The sequence below is a fragment of the Lentzea sp. NPDC051838 genome (genome assembly GCF_040681245.1).
Lineage (GTDB): Bacteria > Actinomycetota > Actinomycetes > Mycobacteriales > Pseudonocardiaceae > Lentzea.
Genome location: NZ_JBFAYI010000010.1, coordinates 217542 through 233652, shown reverse-complemented (window position 1 = coordinate 233652; position 16111 = coordinate 217542). Strand labels below are relative to the sequence as shown.

At 67.9% G+C, this 16111-nt stretch carries 13 protein-coding genes; 8 read left to right on the top strand and 5 right to left on the bottom strand.

From position 1 onward, the window contains the following. Positions 1-671: 671 nt before the first annotated feature. The 4 genes from AB0M24_RS23725 to AB0M24_RS23710 are packed head-to-tail and all read left to right on the top strand — an operon-like array spanning position 672 to position 6238. Positions 672-1847, top strand: coding sequence for a histidinol-phosphate transaminase (locus tag AB0M24_RS23725; RefSeq protein WP_363771590.1), 1176 nt, complete (start codon positions 672-674; stop codon positions 1845-1847). A 55-nt stretch (positions 1848-1902) separates the two neighbouring features. Beyond that, complete coding sequence (locus AB0M24_RS23720; protein ID WP_363771587.1) at positions 1903-3498, top strand: DUF4331 domain-containing protein; 1596 nt, start codon at positions 1903-1905, stop codon at positions 3496-3498. Beyond that, positions 3495-4808 (top strand): tetratricopeptide repeat protein, encoded by a 1314-nt coding sequence (locus AB0M24_RS23715; RefSeq protein ID WP_363771584.1) that lies wholly within the window; start codon positions 3495-3497, stop codon positions 4806-4808. The genes AB0M24_RS23720 and AB0M24_RS23715 overlap by 4 nt, the downstream gene beginning before the upstream one ends. Beyond that, the gene (locus AB0M24_RS23710; protein WP_363771581.1) at positions 4805-6238 is read left to right on the top strand and encodes a High-affinity nickel-transporter; all 1434 of its coding nucleotides are present in this window, start codon (positions 4805-4807) and stop codon (positions 6236-6238) included. The genes AB0M24_RS23715 and AB0M24_RS23710 overlap by 4 nt, the downstream gene beginning before the upstream one ends. A gap of 83 nt (positions 6239-6321) precedes the next feature. Here AB0M24_RS23710 and AB0M24_RS23705 read toward each other — a convergent pair whose 3' ends face one another. Together AB0M24_RS23705 and AB0M24_RS23700 are read right to left on the bottom strand one after the other, a co-directional pair. Further along, positions 6322-7074, bottom strand: a complete 753-nt coding sequence (locus tag AB0M24_RS23705; protein WP_363771579.1) for a zf-HC2 domain-containing protein — start codon at positions 7072-7074, stop codon at positions 6322-6324. 207 nt (positions 7075-7281) lie between these two features. Further along, the gene (locus AB0M24_RS23700; RefSeq protein WP_363771576.1) at positions 7282-8046 is read right to left on the bottom strand and encodes a TetR/AcrR family transcriptional regulator; all 765 of its coding nucleotides are present in this window, start codon (positions 8044-8046) and stop codon (positions 7282-7284) included. A gap of 102 nt (positions 8047-8148) precedes the next feature. Between AB0M24_RS23700 and AB0M24_RS23695 the strand changes: the two genes are divergently transcribed. Together AB0M24_RS23695 and AB0M24_RS23690 are read left to right on the top strand one after the other, a co-directional pair. Beyond that, positions 8149-9099 carry an ATP-binding cassette domain-containing protein gene (locus tag AB0M24_RS23695; protein ID WP_363771573.1) on the top strand — a complete coding sequence of 317 codons (951 nt, stop codon included), beginning with the start codon at positions 8149-8151 and terminating at the stop codon, positions 9097-9099. Next, positions 9096-10127: an ABC transporter permease gene (locus tag AB0M24_RS23690; RefSeq protein ID WP_363771570.1), complete on the top strand. Its 1032-nt coding sequence runs from the start codon at positions 9096-9098 to the stop codon at positions 10125-10127. Before AB0M24_RS23695 ends, AB0M24_RS23690 begins: the two co-directional genes overlap by 4 nt. On the opposite strand, the gene AB0M24_RS23685 is transcribed toward AB0M24_RS23690, so the two are convergent. Then, positions 10044-10802, bottom strand: coding sequence for a lipopolysaccharide kinase InaA family protein (locus AB0M24_RS23685; RefSeq protein WP_363771567.1), 759 nt, complete (start codon positions 10800-10802; stop codon positions 10044-10046). The genes AB0M24_RS23690 and AB0M24_RS23685 overlap by 84 nt on opposite strands. Before the next feature lie 286 nt (positions 10803-11088). Between AB0M24_RS23685 and AB0M24_RS23680 the strand changes: the two genes are divergently transcribed. Further along, the gene (locus AB0M24_RS23680; protein WP_363771564.1) at positions 11089-12432 is read left to right on the top strand and encodes a M28 family metallopeptidase; all 1344 of its coding nucleotides are present in this window, start codon (positions 11089-11091) and stop codon (positions 12430-12432) included. Here AB0M24_RS23680 and AB0M24_RS23675 read toward each other — a convergent pair. Together AB0M24_RS23675 and AB0M24_RS23670 are read right to left on the bottom strand one after the other, a co-directional pair. Continuing rightward, complete coding sequence (locus tag AB0M24_RS23675) at positions 12421-13848, bottom strand: carboxylesterase family protein (protein ID WP_363771561.1); 1428 nt, start codon at positions 13846-13848, stop codon at positions 12421-12423. The two genes, AB0M24_RS23680 and AB0M24_RS23675, sit on opposite strands and share 12 nt — an antisense overlap. An 8-nt stretch (positions 13849-13856) precedes the next feature. Further along, positions 13857-14723, bottom strand: coding sequence for a bile acid:sodium symporter family protein (locus AB0M24_RS23670; protein WP_363771559.1), 867 nt, complete (start codon positions 14721-14723; stop codon positions 13857-13859). A gap of 268 nt (positions 14724-14991) precedes the next feature. Here AB0M24_RS23670 and AB0M24_RS23665 point away from each other — a divergent pair, with 268 nt between their 5' ends. Beyond that, entirely contained in the window at positions 14992-16107 is a 1116-nt protein-coding gene (locus AB0M24_RS23665; protein ID WP_363771557.1) for an MFS transporter, read from the top strand. The last annotated feature ends 4 nt before the right edge of the window (positions 16108-16111 follow it).

Sequence of the window (16111 nt, the reverse complement as noted above, 5' to 3'; positions counted from 1 at the left end):
CTCGCTCGGACGCGACTCGTGACGGGACCCACCCCACCACCGCAACCAGAAACGCAACCGGCAGCCGCCCAAAGCAACAGGCGTGCCATCAACCCGCCGACGGCGCTGGTGGGTCTTTGATCAGATTGGCGGGGCAAGGGCAGAGCCCTCGCTTGAAACAGGACGCGCCCCGCCGAGGTGACCACCCACCCCAACCGCGTACGGAACGGGACCCGCCCTACACAAGGCGACCACCCACAAGGCCCGCGCACGGAATCGGGACGCGCCCCAACGCAAGCCCGACCACCCACGGGAGCCGCGCACGGAACGGGACCCGCCCAGACCAAGCCGACCACCCACCCAAATCGCGGATCGCAACCGCCAGGCCCCAGACGGCACGCGCCCACCTACGGACAACCAACCGCCGCCCGCCGACGCAACCGGGGGACGACCCACGGACCCAGCGCGCGGCCGAAGGCCCCAACAAATCCGGCCCCCCGAAAAACATCCCGAACGAAAACACCACCCGATCCCCACACCGAACACCGGGCGATCCCCACACCGAACACCCCACCTCACAGGTTGCGCAGCGTGACCCGCTCGAGACCTTCCCGAAACTGACCCGTGAACCGGGATGAACAACGGCACGTATGCCCCGGTGTCGGAAACGGACCGAGGGACGGAGTGATCGCGTGCGGCATGGTGTGGACTCGGGTCTCTTCCAGCAGACCGCGCACAGCCCGTCCTATTTCGAGCTGTCGCGCACGGGCGCAGGTGAGCTCGTCGACTTCTGCATCCCCTGCAACCCGTACTTTCCGACGCCGGAGATGTTCGAGGAACTGAGCAAGAACCTCGAATCGGTCCTCAAGTTCTACCCGAGCGACTCCAGCAAGATCGCGGACCAGCTGTCGAAGGTCCTGGGCCTGAACCCGGCCACGCTCGCGATGTCGAACGGCAGCACCGAGCTCATCACGTGGATGGACCACCTCTGGATCCACGACAGCATCGCGATCCCGATCCCCACCTTCGGCCGGTGGACCGACCAGCCGATGGAGAGCAACAAGCGCGTCGACATGTTCCTGCTCCAGGAGAGCAACAACTTCGAGCTCGACATCGACGAGTACATCAAGTTCATCCGCACGAGGGGCAGCAGGGTCGCGGTCATCTGCAACCCGAACAACCCCGACGGCGGATATCTGGCGCGCCGGGAGATCGTCCGGTTCATGGACGAGCTCAGCGACCTCGATCTCGTGATCATCGACGAGTCGTTCATCGACTTCGTTGAGGTCGAGCGCAACCCGAGCGTCGCCGCGGAGGCGTCCATCAGGCCCAACGTGGTGGTGCTGAAGAGCCTCGGCAAGAACTTCGGCCTGCACGGCATCCGGTTCGGTTACCTGGTCGCGAACCCGGGGCTGGCCGGCAAGATGCGCAAGACGCTGCCGAAGTGGAACCTCAACTCCCTCGCGGAAACCATCGTGTTCATGCTGGCCGAGCACGAGGCGGAGTACGCGGAAAGCCTGCGGCTGCTGTCACGCGACAGGTACCGGATGGGGATGGAGCTCTCCCGCATCCCGGACCTGACCGTCTACTCCTCGCAGGCCAACTTCCTGTTCGTGAAGCTCGGCGGTGGCATGGACGGCCGTGATCTGCGGGACCACCTGCTGTCCAAGCACCAGGTCTTCATCCGCGAATGCGGCAACAAGCTCGGCATGACCAGCAAGTTCGCCCGGCTGGTCGTGCGTCCCGAGCAGGACGTGGAACGTCTCGTCGAAGGCATTCGCGACTTCACCCAAGCGAGGTGGACCAACCACTCGAGCCACACCCCAAGCCACTCCAGCGAACCGTCGCTGCTCATGCACAGCGCCTGACGCAGAGCGCCCAACCCGAACAGCGTCTGAAATGCTCACCGAAAGGTCCCCTGAAATGTCATCACCGCACGTCCTCAGCGGTCGGCGCGGCCAGGTGGCTGCGGCCGCGCTGGTGGCCGCCACACTGCTCAACGCGGCCATGTTCGGCGGTACCTCCACCGCCTCGTCACACCGCGAGGCCCCGCTCATCGCGGGAGACCCGGCCGTGGACAACACGGACCTCTACGCGTTCGTCAGCCCTGACCGCAAGGACACGGTCACGCTGGTCGGCAACTGGTCCGGTTTCCAGGAACCCAACGGCGGCCCCAACTTCTTCCCGTGGGCCGAGGACGCCCAGTACGACTTCAACGTCGACAACGACGGTGACGCCAAGCCCGACGTCGTTCTGCGCTTCATGTTCCACAACGACGACAAGCGCAAGAACAACACGTTCTTGTACGCCAACGGTGTGGTGGACTCGCTCGACGACGAGAACCTGTTGTTCCGCCAGCGCTACGACCTCGAGGCCATCTACTCGAACGGCCAGAAGGTCAAGCTCGTCAACAACGCCCAGGTCGCGCCGTCGCCCAACGGGCCGGCGTCGATGCCGGACTTCAAGAAGCTGCGCGACCAGGCGATCAAGGAGATCCCGGGCGGTGGCAAGGTCTACGTCGGTCCGTCCGACGACGCGTTCTTCGCGGACCTGCGGGTGTTCGACCTGCTCTACGGCGGCAACCTGAGCGAGGTCGGCCAGGACACGCTGCGTGGCTACAACGTCAACACGATCGCGATCCAGTTGCCCAAGCACGCGCTGGCGCTCAAGAACGACGTGCACCGCAACCCGAACATCGGCGTCTGGAGCACCACGTCCCGCCGCACGCTGAAGCTCTCGCCCGGCAAGGCGGAGGCCGTCGGTGACTTCGTGCAGGTCTCCCGTCTGGGCAACCCGCTGGTCAACGAGGTCGTCGCTCCCGCCGGCCTGAAGGACGCGTTCAACGGCCTGCGCCCCGACCAGGACGCCGGCGTGAAGGACCTGGTGGACCGGGTGGTGAACCCGGAGCTGCCGAAGCTGATCGAGGGCATCTACAAGATCCCGGCGCCGCAGGGTCAGCGCGACGACCTGGCCGAGATCTTCCTGACCGGCATCACGAAGAAGCTCGGCGCGCAGATCAACGCCGACCTGAACTCGCAGGTCAACAACGCGGACGTCGACCAGCGCCGGTTCCGCCCCAGCGAGATGCTGCGGCTGAACCTGATGATCGACCCGAACGCCAACCCGAACCGTCTCGGCCTGCTCGCCGGTGACACGCAGGGCTTCCCGAACGGCCGCCGTCTCACCGACGACGTGGTCGACATCGCCGTGCAGGCGATGGAGGGTGCCGCGGCGTCCGGCAAGATCGTCGAGGCGCTCGCCACGGGTGACAAGGTCGACGCGAACGACCAGCCCTTCGAGGCGAACTTCCCGTACGTGGCCCAGCCCCGCAACGGCACCGCCGTCAACACCTCCGGTACCAGCGCCAACGTCGCGGTCAACCCGGTCGGCAAGATCGGCAACCTCGACCCGATGGCGATGACCACCGCAGTCGGCTCCGCGGCTGTGTTCGGTGTCGGTTTCTTCCTGTGGCGCAAGCGGCAGCAGTCGATCCGCAAGTACGGGTCGCACTCGAAGTGAAGTACCAACAACGGCAGGTCGTCGCGGTGGTTCTCCTGGTCACCGCGGCGCTTGCCTACCTCGCCGCCTCCGGTCCTGCCGACAGCAGGGCCGGGGGCGCGCCCCTTGCGCCGAATTCTGGCGAACCGGTTCCCGTTGTCGCGCAGCAGAACGAGATGCACCGCGTGGTGCACCAGCTGCAGCAGCGACTGCACACCCTGCCCCAGGACAAGGACTCCTGGGCGAAGCTGGGTGCGTCCTATGTGGAGCTGGCGCGCGTCACGGCCGATCCGACGTACTACGCCAAGGCCGAGGGCGCGCTGAAGAACGCGGGCGACACGGGCCTCGCCGCCATCGGCATGGGCACGCTGGCCAACGCCCGCCACGACTTCCACACGGCCCGCGACTGGGCCGGCAAAGCAATCGCCGCCCTCCCCTCCAACGCGGAGGCGTACGGCGTGCTGGCGGACGCGTTGACGCAGCTCGGCGACGACACGGGCGCCCAGGACGCGGTGCAGAAGATGCTGGACCTCAAGCCCAACACGGCATCGTTCGCCCGCGCTTCCTTCCACTTCGAGCTCCACGGCGACGTCGACGGCGCCCGCGACGCGATGAAGCGCGCGCTGACCGCGGCCGCGACGCCGGAGGAGATCGCGTTCTGCCAGTACAGGCTGGGAGAACTCGCGTTCGACCACAACCGGCTCGACGAGGCCGCTCAGCACTACGAGCAGGGACTGGCGGCGAGAGGAGACGACATGGCGCTCACTCAAGGCAAGGCGAAGGTCGCGGCGGCACGGGGTGAGGCCCCGGTCGCCATCGACATCTACCGCAAGCTCGTCGCCCGCGCTCCCCTGCCGCAGTACCTGCAGGAGTACGCGGAGCTGCTGGAAGCGAACGGCAAGACCGAAGAGGCGCAACGACAGTACGACGTGCTGTCCGAGCAGCAGCGGCTGATGGAGTCGCAGGGCGCCTCCGACGACCTCGCCGCCGCCCTCGTCGCCGCCGACCGGGGTGACGGCATGCAGGCGCTGCGCCGGGCCGAGGCCGAGTGGAGCCGCCGCCAGAGCGTCTTCGTGGCCGACGCGATGGCGTGGGCGCTGCACATGAACGGAAGGGACGCCGAGGCGTTGAGCTACTCCGACCGCGCGGTCGCCCTGGGCTGGCAGAACGCCACCTTCTCCTACCACCGCGGCATGATCCTCGCCGCGCTCGGCCGGGTCGCCGAGGCCCAGGAGGCCCTGGTGCAGGCGTTGCGGCTGAACGCGAACTTCTCCCCGCTGCAGGCGCTGAAGGCGGGCCGCAAGCTCGCCGAGCTGCGAGGCGGCAGGTGAGCCTGTCCAACTGGGTCGTGCGGCCCGTCCTGGTCGTCGCCCTGCTCATCGCGGGCATCTTCTTCATCCACGGCGAGGCGTCCGCACACCCGCTGGGCAACTTCAGCGTCAACCACTACCACGGCCTGCACCTGCACCCGGACCGCATCGACCTGAGATCGGTGGTCGACGTCGCGGAGATCCCCACGCTGCAGGAGAACCTGAAGGCCAAGGACGCCAAGCAGTGGTGCGACGAGGTCTCCCGCACCGACCAGTCCACAGTGGACGGGCGCCAGATCACGTGGACGCTCTCCAGCGCCACCAAGGAACACCCCACCGGCCAGGCGGATCTCGCGACGACCCGCCTGGTCTGCGAGTTCACCGCCAAGGTCGACCTCGACCGGCCAGCTCAGCTGCAGTTCCGCGACGAGTCGAACATCGACCGCGTGGGCTGGCGGGAAATCACCGCGGCCGGCTCCGGCATCAAGCTCACGAGCTCCTCCGTGCCGACCGAGAGCATCAGCAACGAGCTCCGGACGTACCCCGAGGACCTGCTCAGCAACCCGATGGACGTCCGGTCCGTCACCTTCACCGCCTCGCCCGGCAGCGGATCAGAACCCAAGCAGGCGTCCGGCTCCCCCATCCAGTCGTTGAGCGTCACCGCGTCCGCCCTGAACGACATCCTGGGCAGCGACGACCTCACCCCCTGGCTGGGGTTTTTGGCTGTTCTGCTCTCGCTGCTGCTCGGCGCGTCGCACGCGGCGTTGCCCGGTCACGGCAAGACGCTCATCGCCGCCTACCTCGCGGGCCGTCAGGGCACGCCGAAGGACGCGTTCATCGTCGGTGCCTCGGTCACCGCGACGCACACCGGCGGCGTTCTGGTGCTGGGCCTGGTGATCAGCGCTTCCTCGGCGCTGGCCGGCGAGCAGGTGCTGCGCTGGCTCGGGCTGGTCAGCGGCCTGCTCATCACCGTCATCGGCGTGTTCCTGCTGCGCTCGGCCATGACCCGCGAACCGGCGCTCGTCGGCGCGGGCGTGGGCCACGGACATGGGCACGGCCACGGACATGGGCACGGCCACGGACATGGGCACGGTCATGGCCACGGACACGGTCATGGGCACGGAACCGGGCACGGCCACGGGTACAGCCGGGCAAGCCTGATCGGCATGGGCGCGGCCAACGGACTCGTTCCGTCACCGTCCGCGCTCGTCGTGCTCCTCGGGGCCATGGCCCTGGGCCGGACGTGGTTCGGCGTCCTGCTGGTCCTCGGTTACGGAATCGGCATGGCCGGCACGCTCACCGCCGTCGGATTGCTGCTGGTGAAAGCCCGTGACCGCGTCGAGAAATTCCTGGACGGCCGTGCCACCCGCGTCCTGTCGCATTACGCACCCGTCGGCACAGCCGCGATGGTGATCGTCGTCGGAGCATGGCTCACATTGCAGGCCGTCTGAATTACATCAATGTAAGACGCAACGGACAGAGGCCCGGATTCCATCGGAATCCGGGCCTCTGTCCGTTTCTGTCCTTACTGTCCTTACTGTCCTTGCAGGTTCGCCACCACGAACGCCTTGCCCTCGGCGTTCTCGACCGCGATCGACTTCACCTGGTCCGGCGGAACGCTGACCATGCCGGACACCTTGGCGCCAGGCGACTTCGAGGTCCAGGCGAACGCCTCGGCCTTGCTGCCGTCCGCCTTGACGACGACCAGCTTGCACTTCTGTGCGAGCGGCAGACCTTGGATGTCGGCCTTGACCTCGTAGCGGTCCTGCGACGACGGCGAAATCTCCGCCACCATCTTGATCCCGCCCAGCGTCGCCTCACCCGTCCTGGACGCGGCTGCGTTCGTTCCCGGCCCCTGGTTCTGCATGAACACCGCGGCACCCCCGAACGCCACCACCGCGGCTACAGCCGCGGCGGCGAGGTAGCCCGGCCAGCGCCGGGGCTTGGCGTGCTGCGGTTCGGGGAGTTCCTCCACCGGCCGCGGACTGGCTCTGGGACGAGACTCGACCTCCCGCTGCTGCGGGATGACGGACTCGTTCCGGATCTGCCGCAGCGTGCGCTGCAGCAGAAGGTCCGAAGGCTTCGGCAGGTCGTCCTCGAGCTCGTGCAGGAACGCCTCACGGGGCACCTCGTCGAGCACCATGCGGATCCGATGGAAGTCGGCGACCTGCGCACGGCAGGACGGACAGCCCCTCAGGTGCTGCTCCACGCCAAGACTCTCGTGCGCGTCCAGAACGCCGAGCGCGTAGCAGCCAAGGGTGACCGCGTCGTGCGCGCCAGCTGTCATACGACCTCCTCGTCGTCCCGATTCGACCCCCGCGGCGAAACGGTGTCGTAAGTGAAAACGGGCAGATAGGAGTGGTTGGTTCAGCTCGCGAACGAGTTCATTCTGATTGCGCATAACAATGGCATTACGTAACCGCGCAACTACCGTTCAGGGGTGACGAGAGCAGGGCATTTCACTCGATCGGACGACTCAAGGTGTCTTGAATGGCTACAGGCACGTCTCTCGACGAACCACCTGTGCTTCCCTCTGCCGTTCCTCGCTCTCGATGAACACCGCAAGGCCGTCCAGCACCCGCGCCAGACCGAACTCGAACTCCCCGATGGGCCGTTCGTACCCGCCGGTGTTCCAGATGTGGGTCATCATCGGCAGCCGTTCGGGCGTGAAGTGCTCCCACAACGCGTCCTGGCCATCCCACCAGGCCTCCTCGGAGACACCGGTCTCCCGTTCGGCCTTGACCCGGTCCGCCATCGTCCTGCCGACGCCGTCGACGAAGTGTCCAACGGCCGTGACCACCGCGACCATCTCCTCCGGCTTCAGGCCGAGCTCGGCGACCACCGCGAGCGCCCGGTCGAACGCGGCCATCGCACGCGGGCCCGGCGTGCGGCGCGAGGTGGTGAGCTGCAGCATCCACGGATGCGCGCGGTACATCCGCCACACCTCGCCGGCGTAGTGCTCCAGCCCGTCCCGCCACGGACCGGCCGGCGTGGGAGCGGTCTCACCCCAGGCCGCGTCCACCATCAGGTCGAGCAACTCGGACTTGCCGGGCACGTGCCGGTACAACGACATCGTGGTGAAGCCCAGCGTCTCGGCCACCCGGCGCATCGTGATCGCCTCGACGCCCTCCGCGTCGGCGACCTTCAGCGCCGCCTCGACGACTCGCGACTGACTCAGCGCGGCCTTGGGACCCCTGCTCGACTCCGGCTGCGGCTCCCACAGCAGCCGGACGGCCCGGTCCCGATCACTCTGCTTCACCCAGCCCCCTCTTTCACAAATTGCTTGCCTGTGAATCCTAGAACCGTGTACAACGTACACCTAGCTTACGTTGTACACAGTTAAGCCGTGGGGGTGAACGTCGTGGGACACGCAGTGCTCGCGGAAGGGCTGCGGAAGAGGTTCGACAAGAAGGCGGCGCTGGACGGGTTCGACCTGGCCGTGCCAGCCGGAACGGTGTGCGGGCTGCTCGGCCCGAACGGCGCCGGCAAGACGACGGCCGTGCGCATCCTGGCCACGTTGCTGCGCATGGACGGAGGCCGCGCCGAGGTCGCGGGCTTCGACGTGGCGCGCGAGGCGTCCCAGGTGCGCCGGCAGGTGGCGTTGAACGGCCAGCAGTCGACCGTCGACGACGTGCTGACCGGCAAGGAGAACCTGGTGATGTGGGGGCGGCTCTACCACCTCTCGAAGCGCCAGGCGGCTGCCCGCGCCGACGAGCTGCTGGAGCAGTTCGGCCTCACCGACGCGGCGGACAAGCGCGCCAAGCAGTACTCGGGCGGCATGCGACGACGGCTGGACCTGGCGTCGAGCTTCATCATGCGGCCGTCGGTGCTGTTCCTGGACGAGCCGACGACCGGCCTGGACCCGCGCAACCGCGGCGAGGTGTGGCGCGAGGTGAAGCGGGTCGTCGCGGAGGGCACGACGGTCCTGCTCACGACCCAGTACCTCGACGAGGCCGACCAGCTGGCGGACCAGATCGTCGTGCTGGACACCGGCCGGGTCGCGGCGCAGGGGACGCCGGACCAGCTCAAGTCGAAGCTCGGCGGTGACCGGATCGAGGTCGTCGTGCGGACTTCGGAGGAGCTGCCGGTCGTGCGGGACGTGCTCGGGCCGGACGCGGAGGTGGACGAGGACTCGTTCCGGGTCAGCGCGGCGGTGGTGGACAGGGTGGCTGCCCTGACGCGGGTGACGTCGGCGCTGGCCGCGAAGGGGGTCGAGGCGGAGGACATCGCGTTGCGCAGGCCGACGCTGGACGAGGTGTTTCTGGCGATCACGGGACACAAGGCCGTCGAGGGCGCTGGGGAGCGGGCATGAGCGGCGGAGTAGAGGGCGCGGCGGCTGTCTCGGGGGCACGGGGCATGAGCGGCAACGGAGCAGAAGCCACGACGGCCGTCTCGGGAGCACAGGGCATGAGCGACAACGGAGCGGAGCGCACGGTGGCCGTTTCGGGGGCGCCGGGCATGAGCGGCAACAGCGTGGTGTCCGCTTCGGTGGCACGAGGCGCGAGTGGCGGGAGTACTGCGGGTGCGATGGTGGTTCAGCGGGCGATGGGCGTCAGCGCGGTGAAGTTCGCCCTGGTCGACTCGTGGGTCGTGGCCAAGCGCGATCTCATCCACTGGCTGCGCGAACCGGTCAGGGTGTTCGCGAACCTCGCCTACCCCATCATCTCGGTGCTGATCTTCGGGCTGGTGTTCGGCAGCGCGATGAACGTCTTCGGCGGCGGCGACTACATCGAGTTCCTGCTGCCTGGCATGTTCGGCCAGACGATCGCATTCGGTGTCGGCACGACGCTGATGATGGTGTCGATGGACGCCGACCGGGGCGTGACGGACCGGTTCCGCGCCTCGCCGATGTCCCAGACGGGGGTGGTGGCCGGGCGCAGCATCGCCGACCTGGTCAACTCGTCGCTGGAGTTGCTGGTGCTGGCGTTGTGCGGCCTGGTGATCGGCTGGTCGTTCCACGACGGTCTGATGAACGCGCTGCTCGCGTTCGCGTTGTTCCTCTGGCTGCGGTTCGCGCTGGTGTGGGTCGGCATCTACCTGGGCCTGCTGGTGAAGCCGGAGGCCGCGCAGGCGTCGTGGATGTTCCTGTTCCCGCTGACGATGTTCGCGAACACGTTCGTCTCGCCGGAGCTGATGCCGGGCTGGCTGCGGGCCGTCTCGGAGTGGAACCCGCTGTCGTCGACGGTGGCGGCGGCGCGTGAGTTGTTCGGCAACCCCGGGGTCGGCGGCGACTCGTGGGCCGCGCAGCACTCGTTGCTACTGGCTGTGCTGTGGCCCGCGCTGTTCGTGGCGGTGTTCTGGCCGCTGTCGGTGCTGAAGTACCGCAACCTCAGCCGCTAGCCCATCGGTCTCCAACACAGCGGTCCGGAGCTGGTCGGCGAGCCAGCGCGCGAGCAGGCGCCGCCAGTTCCGGACCCTGGCCAGCAGATGCGGAGACAGGGTCCTGTCGTCCTCCCACTCGCGCCAGTCCTCGCTCGCGAGCCAGCCGATGCAGCCGGCGATCCGGTGCGTGCGCAGCAGGTTCAGGTCCGGCACGTACCCGTAGCCGGTCCAGAACGCTTGGGGCAGAACGGTTCCGTGCAGGTAGAGGTGTTCCTCGAACGCCGCCAGCTCGTCGAGCGGGTTGCCCTGGCCCGGGTTGTCCCAGTCGATCAGCGTGGCCTTGCCGTCGGCACCGACGATGATGTTGTAGAGGTTGACGTCGTTGTGCAGCAGGCCGACGCGGTGCACTTTCCCGAACGCGCGGCCGATGTTGCGCCACACCTCGTCGGGCACCGGCAGCGCCTCGGCGAGCGTCCGCCCCTCGACGTACTCGACCAGCACGTCGCCGCGTCCGTTGTGGGCGAGGATCTCCGGCGCGCCGGGCACCACGAACTTCGGCAGGTCGCGCGCCACTTTCGGTTGCCTCAGCACGGCTTTGCGCCCGTCGGCCAGCGTCACGAGGTGCAGGACGTTGGTGAGCCCGTCTCCTTCCAGCGGTTCGACGTGGACGGCGGTCTCCAGCAAACGGAACAAACACCCACCTCCCATCAAACAACTACACAGCGCAAAGTGTGTAACACAAGACACATCGGACAGATAAGGAACCTCGGGGGATGCATTCGGCGGCGATGAACGCTTGGAGGCACACCTGATGGCTCAACGTCGGCGGCGCACGGCGCTGTTCTCCGTGCTGGCACTGGTCTTACCACTCGTTGTGACCGGACAGGCACTCGCTGATCCCAACAACAACTCTCCCGCCAACTCACCAAGGCCGTGACGCTGAACGACGTGCTGCGCCATCTCGACGCGGTGCAGCCCATTGCGAACCGCGAACGGCGACCGCGCGGCCGGACGTCCTGGATACCAGGCCTCGGTGAACTACGTGGTGTCGAAACTGACCGCAGCCGGCTACTCGCCGAGCGTGCAGGCGTTCGACTTCCCCTACGTCGAGGACCACTCGCAGCTCGACCGGATCTCACCCAACCCGCGGTTCTACCAGCGGGACACCGACTTCAACCGCAACGGCTTCGAGCCGACGTTCGAGGGCACCGTCACCAGCACCCTTCACCCGGTCGACCTGGCGATCAACCCCTCCAACCCTCCGAACACCAGCTCCAGCGGGTGCGACGCGGCCGACTTCGCCGGGATGGCGGCCGGCAGTGTCGCCCTGATCCAGCGCGGCACGTGCGGGTTCAGCGTGAAGGTGCTGAACGCACAGGCGGCCGGCGCGGGAGCGGTCGTCCTGTTCAACGAGGGCCAGGAGGGCCGCACCGGCCTGGTCACGCCCATCGGAGACACCCCTGGCCTGGCGATTCCCGTGGTGTTCGCGACCTTCGCGGCCGGCGCGGACCTCGCGAGCACTCCTGGCGCCATCGTGCGGGTGACGGTCGACTTCACCGAGGAGACGCGCACGGCGTGGAACATCTTCGCCGAGTCCGATCAGGGCAACGCGAACAACGTCGTCATGGCGGGCGCCCACCTCGACAGCGTCCAGGACGGCCCCGGCATCAACGACAACGGCAGCGGCTCGGCGGCGTTGCTGGAGACCGCGATCCAGATGTCGAAGGTCAAGACCAACGCCAAGGTCCGCTTCGCCTGGTGGGGTGCCGAGGAGGAGGGCCTGCTGGGGTCCGAGCACTACGTCGCCACGCTGCCCCAGGCCGAGCAGGACAAGATCGCGCTGTACCTGAACTTCGACATGGTCGGCTCGCCGAACTACTTCTTCGGCGTCTACGACGGTGACGACTCGAGCGGCACCGCGCCCGTGCCGATCCCGCCGGGTTCGGCGGAGATCGAGGACGTGTTCGAGAAGTTCTACGCAGGCCGCGGTCTGCCGTTCGAGGACACGGAGTTCTCCGGTCGTTCGGACTACGGCCCGTTCATCGCGGTCAACATCCCCGCCGGTGGCCTGTTCACCGGAGCGGAGGGCGTGAAGACGGCCGAGCAGGCCGCGCGGTACGGCGGAACCGCGGGCGTCGCGTACGACCTGTGCTACCACCAGCCGTGCGACAACAGGCAGAACCTCAACCTGACCGCGCTCGACGTCAACGCCGACGCGATCGCCTCCGCGGTGATCACGTTCGCCTTCGACACCTCGACGGTGAACGCGGTGCGCGCGCCCGGCAAGTCGCACGGACGCGCGCCGCAGGGCTCAACCTCGTAGCAGGTCGCACCGGTGATGCACCGGTGCCGTCCGCTGTGTGGAGAAGATCCGGACGTCCTGGCGATCCCAGCCAGGACGTCCGGTCCGCGCGAACCTCGTCCACGCGTCGACCATCTCGCCCGAGAGCGTCCGCTGCTCAGCGTCCAGCTCGACATCTCCGTACCGGAGCACGAACGGCAGCTCCGAGCCGTGGTAGGCGCCGTAGTCGAACTCCGGCATGCCCGGGAAGATCATCGGCGGCTTCGGCTCGGCGAACTCGTACCCGTACGCGGTGGTCTGCGCCCGGAGCTCGTCAGTCGCGCAGGTCGACGTCATCGCGGTGAGCACGGTCGACAGCTGCTTCCGCTCGTCGCCACCCTTCGGCGGGTAGGCACCCAGGATCTGCCCGGCCTTGACCGAGCCGAAGCCCTGCACAAGGGCTTCGGAATACCCGGCGGCGTCGAGCGGCGGGTAGTACATCGCCACGAACACCGTCAGCTCGTCGCGCGTGGTGCCGGCGAGAACCGGAACCTTGCGGAAGCGGCCTTGCTGCAACGCCGTGATCGGGTTGTGCGGCAAGGCTTCCGTGCCGTACGCGGGCTTGGCGAACAACGGCGTGAGCTTCTTGATCTCCCCGACAGCAAGCCGGCGAAGACACTCGAGGTCCGAGCAACCGTGTGGCGCCTTCGCACCGGTCTGCTCGACGTCCTCACGTTGCACCCACGGGTGGTCGACCTGCCCCTCCCCCGCGGGAATCCCGAGCTGGCACGGTCCACTCTGGATGATCGCCTTGTGGAACACGGCCTTCGGCGCGGTCAGCTGCGCGCACGTCGACAGCCCGCCCGCCGACGCCCCGAACAGCGTGACGTTGTGCGGGTTTCCGCCGAACTGCCTGATGTTGCGCTGCACCCACTCCAACGCGGCCTGCTGATCCCTCAGCCCGAACGCTCCCGAACCCGCGAGCCCCGGGAACCCGAAGTACCCGAACGCGCCGAGCCGGTAGTTGATCGTGACGACGACGGAACTGTTGCGCACCAACTGGTCCACGCCGTAGCCCGACCCGGCGCCACTGGTGAAGCCGCCGCCGTGGATCCAGACCAGGACGGGCCGGTTCACCGCCGCGGCCGGTGTGGTGACGTTGAGGTACAGGCAGTCCTCGCTGTCGCTGGCCGGACTGCCGAGCCCTTCGTCCTGTGCGCATCGGGGTCCGGGCCGCACAGCCGAACGGACGCCGTGCCACGGCTGGACCGGCTGCGGATCGCGCCACCGGTTGGCGCCAATCGGCGGCGCGGCGAAAGGAACTCCTTGGAAGGAGCGCTGAGAGTTGGTGATGCTTCCTGACACGAATCCTGTGTCGGTGAGGATGGTGGTTCCCGCGGCGTGGGCGGGAACTGCTGTTGCGGCAACGAGAACGGCCGCTGTGAAGGTTGAACGCATGTCGTGGATCAACCTAGCTGCGCGCGCAACCCCTTTTGCCGCGACAGCAACCGAGCCGCCACCGCAGCCGGCAGGTACATCAGCACGCCGTACACGGCAGGCGGAATCGCCATCGTCTCGTCGTTCAACACCGTCAACGCCAACGTGATCGCGATCGTGGCGTTGTGGATCCCGATCTCCATGGCGGACGCGACCGCCTGACTCCGCTCGACCTTGAACGCCTTGGGCACGTAGTACCCGATCAACAGGCTCAAGATGCTCAGCAGCAGCGCGACCGGCCCCAGCGTGCCGATGTTGTCGAGCAGCTGCTGGTACGCCTGCGCGATCGCCGCGATGATCACCAGCACCAGCACGACCACGGACGCGATCCGCACCGGGTCGTTCATCCGCAGCGCCCAGGCCTGGAAGCGGCTGCGCACCCACATCCCGATCGCCACCGGCACCAGCACGATCGCGAACACCTGCACGAACTTCGCCGGCTGCAACCCGACCGCCGCGTCGTCACCCAGGAAGTGCGCCATGCTCAGCCCGACCACCACCGGCAACGTGAACACCGCGAGCACCGAGTTGATCGCGGTGAGGGTGATGTTGAGCGCCACGTCGCCGCCAGCGAGGTGGCTGAAGAGGTTCGCCGACGTCCCGCCCGGCGACGCCACCAGCAGCATCATGCCGACCGCGAGCACGCCCTTGAGCCCGAACGCCAGGACGAGCCCGAGGCAGATCGCGGGCAGGACGACCACCTGGCAGACCAACGCGATCAGCGCGGCCTTGGGGTACTTCGCGACGCGCGCGAAGTCGGCGACGGTGAGGGTCAGGCCCAGTCCGAACATGACCAGGGCCAGCGCCAGCGGCAGGAAGATCTGGACGACTAGCACGGCGGCCTCCGCGAATGTCCGGCTTGTGACGTTTGATCTGATCCGCAGATCCTGGCGTTACGCCGCTGCCAGTGGAATCGCCCAGGTGGCGGCACCTTCGGGAGGCTCCCCAGAAAATTTTGGAAGGTCGAGTTGGGGACCGGCCAGAAAGTGCTCATCTGATGAGCACTTTCGACAGCTGGAGCTGCGCCCTGCACCCCGGCCTGCGCACCTTCGCCGCGTTCGTGCCCGAAATGCGGAACGGCGCCGCCTAGCGCACCCTGTTGCGATGGCGCGCCTGCTGACCTCGCGCTTCGCCCTTCTCACGGCCGCTGACCTGGGCTACTTCACCGCGATGGGCATCGCGGTCTACGCCCTGCCCCTGTACGTCACGGGCCCGCTGCACGACTCGGAAGCCGCGGCGGGCCTCGCGTTCGGTGCGTTCGCCATCTCCGCGCTCCTGCTCCGCCCGGTGACAGGCCGCCTCACCGACCGCATCGGACGAAGACCGCTGCTCCTGGGCGGCACCGCACTCGCCGCCATCAGCCTCGCCCTCACCACGTTCGCCACCGATCTGCCCACGATCATCGCCCTCAGACTCCTGCTGGGCGTCGGCGAAGCCGCCTACTTCGTGGCCGCCTTCGCCGCGCTCGTCGACATCGCCCCACCGGAACGCCTCGGCGAAGCCCTCAGTTTCAACTCGCTCAGCCTCTACCTCGGACTCGCCGCGGGCCCACCGCTCGGCGAGGTGCTGACGCGGTTCTCGTTCCCCGCCGCCTGGCTCACCGCCGCGGCGCTCTGCATCGCCACCGCCGTGACCGTGGTGTTCATCGGCGAGACCGGCACGCCCACCAAAGCCACGCGGTCGAGCCTGATCCACCGCCCGGCCGTCCCGGCGTCCATCGCGCTCTGCACGGCACTCGCGGCCAGCGGCGGGTTCATGGCGTTCTCCGCACTGCGCGCGCAGCAGACCGGACTCGAGAACACCAGCCTTCCCCTGTTCCTCTACGGCGCCACGGTCGTGACGGCGAGGGCCGTGTTCGCGAAGGTCCCGGACCGCCTGCCGCCTCTCAAGCTCGGCGCCGCGGCACTGGCCACCATCGCGGCCGGGCTGGTCCTCACCGCCACCCCGGACACGCTCATCGTGGGCAGCATCGTGCTCGGCGTGGGCGTCACCTTCAGCACCCCGGCGTTCTTCGCGGCCATCTTCGCCACCGCCGAGCCGCACCAGCGCGGCGCCGCGTCCGGAACCGCCAGCGCGTTCATCGACATCGGCCTGGGTGGTGGCCCGATCCTGCTCGGTTTCGTCGCGAACGCCGAGGACATCCCCATGGCGCTGGCCACCGGCGGTGTGCTGGCCGCGGCGGGCTGCCTGTGGACGTTGTGGCTCGACCGATCACACTGAATCC

Excerpts from the sequence above, each read along its gene's own strand:
- AB0M24_RS23720 (WP_363771587.1), top strand. The coding sequence starts at position 1,903 with ATGTCATCACCGCACGTCCTCAGCGGTCGGCGCGGCCAGGTGGCTGCG.
- AB0M24_RS23690 (WP_363771570.1), top strand. The coding sequence starts at position 9,096 with ATGAGCGGCGGAGTAGAGGGCGCGGCGGCTGTCTCGGGGGCACGGGGC.
- AB0M24_RS23705 (WP_363771579.1), bottom strand. The coding sequence starts at position 7,074 with ATGACAGCTGGCGCGCACGACGCGGTCACCCTTGGCTGCTACGCGCTC.
- AB0M24_RS23675 (WP_363771561.1), bottom strand. The coding sequence starts at position 13,848 with ATGCGTTCAACCTTCACAGCGGCCGTTCTCGTTGCCGCAACAGCAGTT.
- AB0M24_RS23665 (WP_363771557.1), top strand. The coding sequence starts at position 14,992 with ATGGCGCGCCTGCTGACCTCGCGCTTCGCCCTTCTCACGGCCGCTGAC.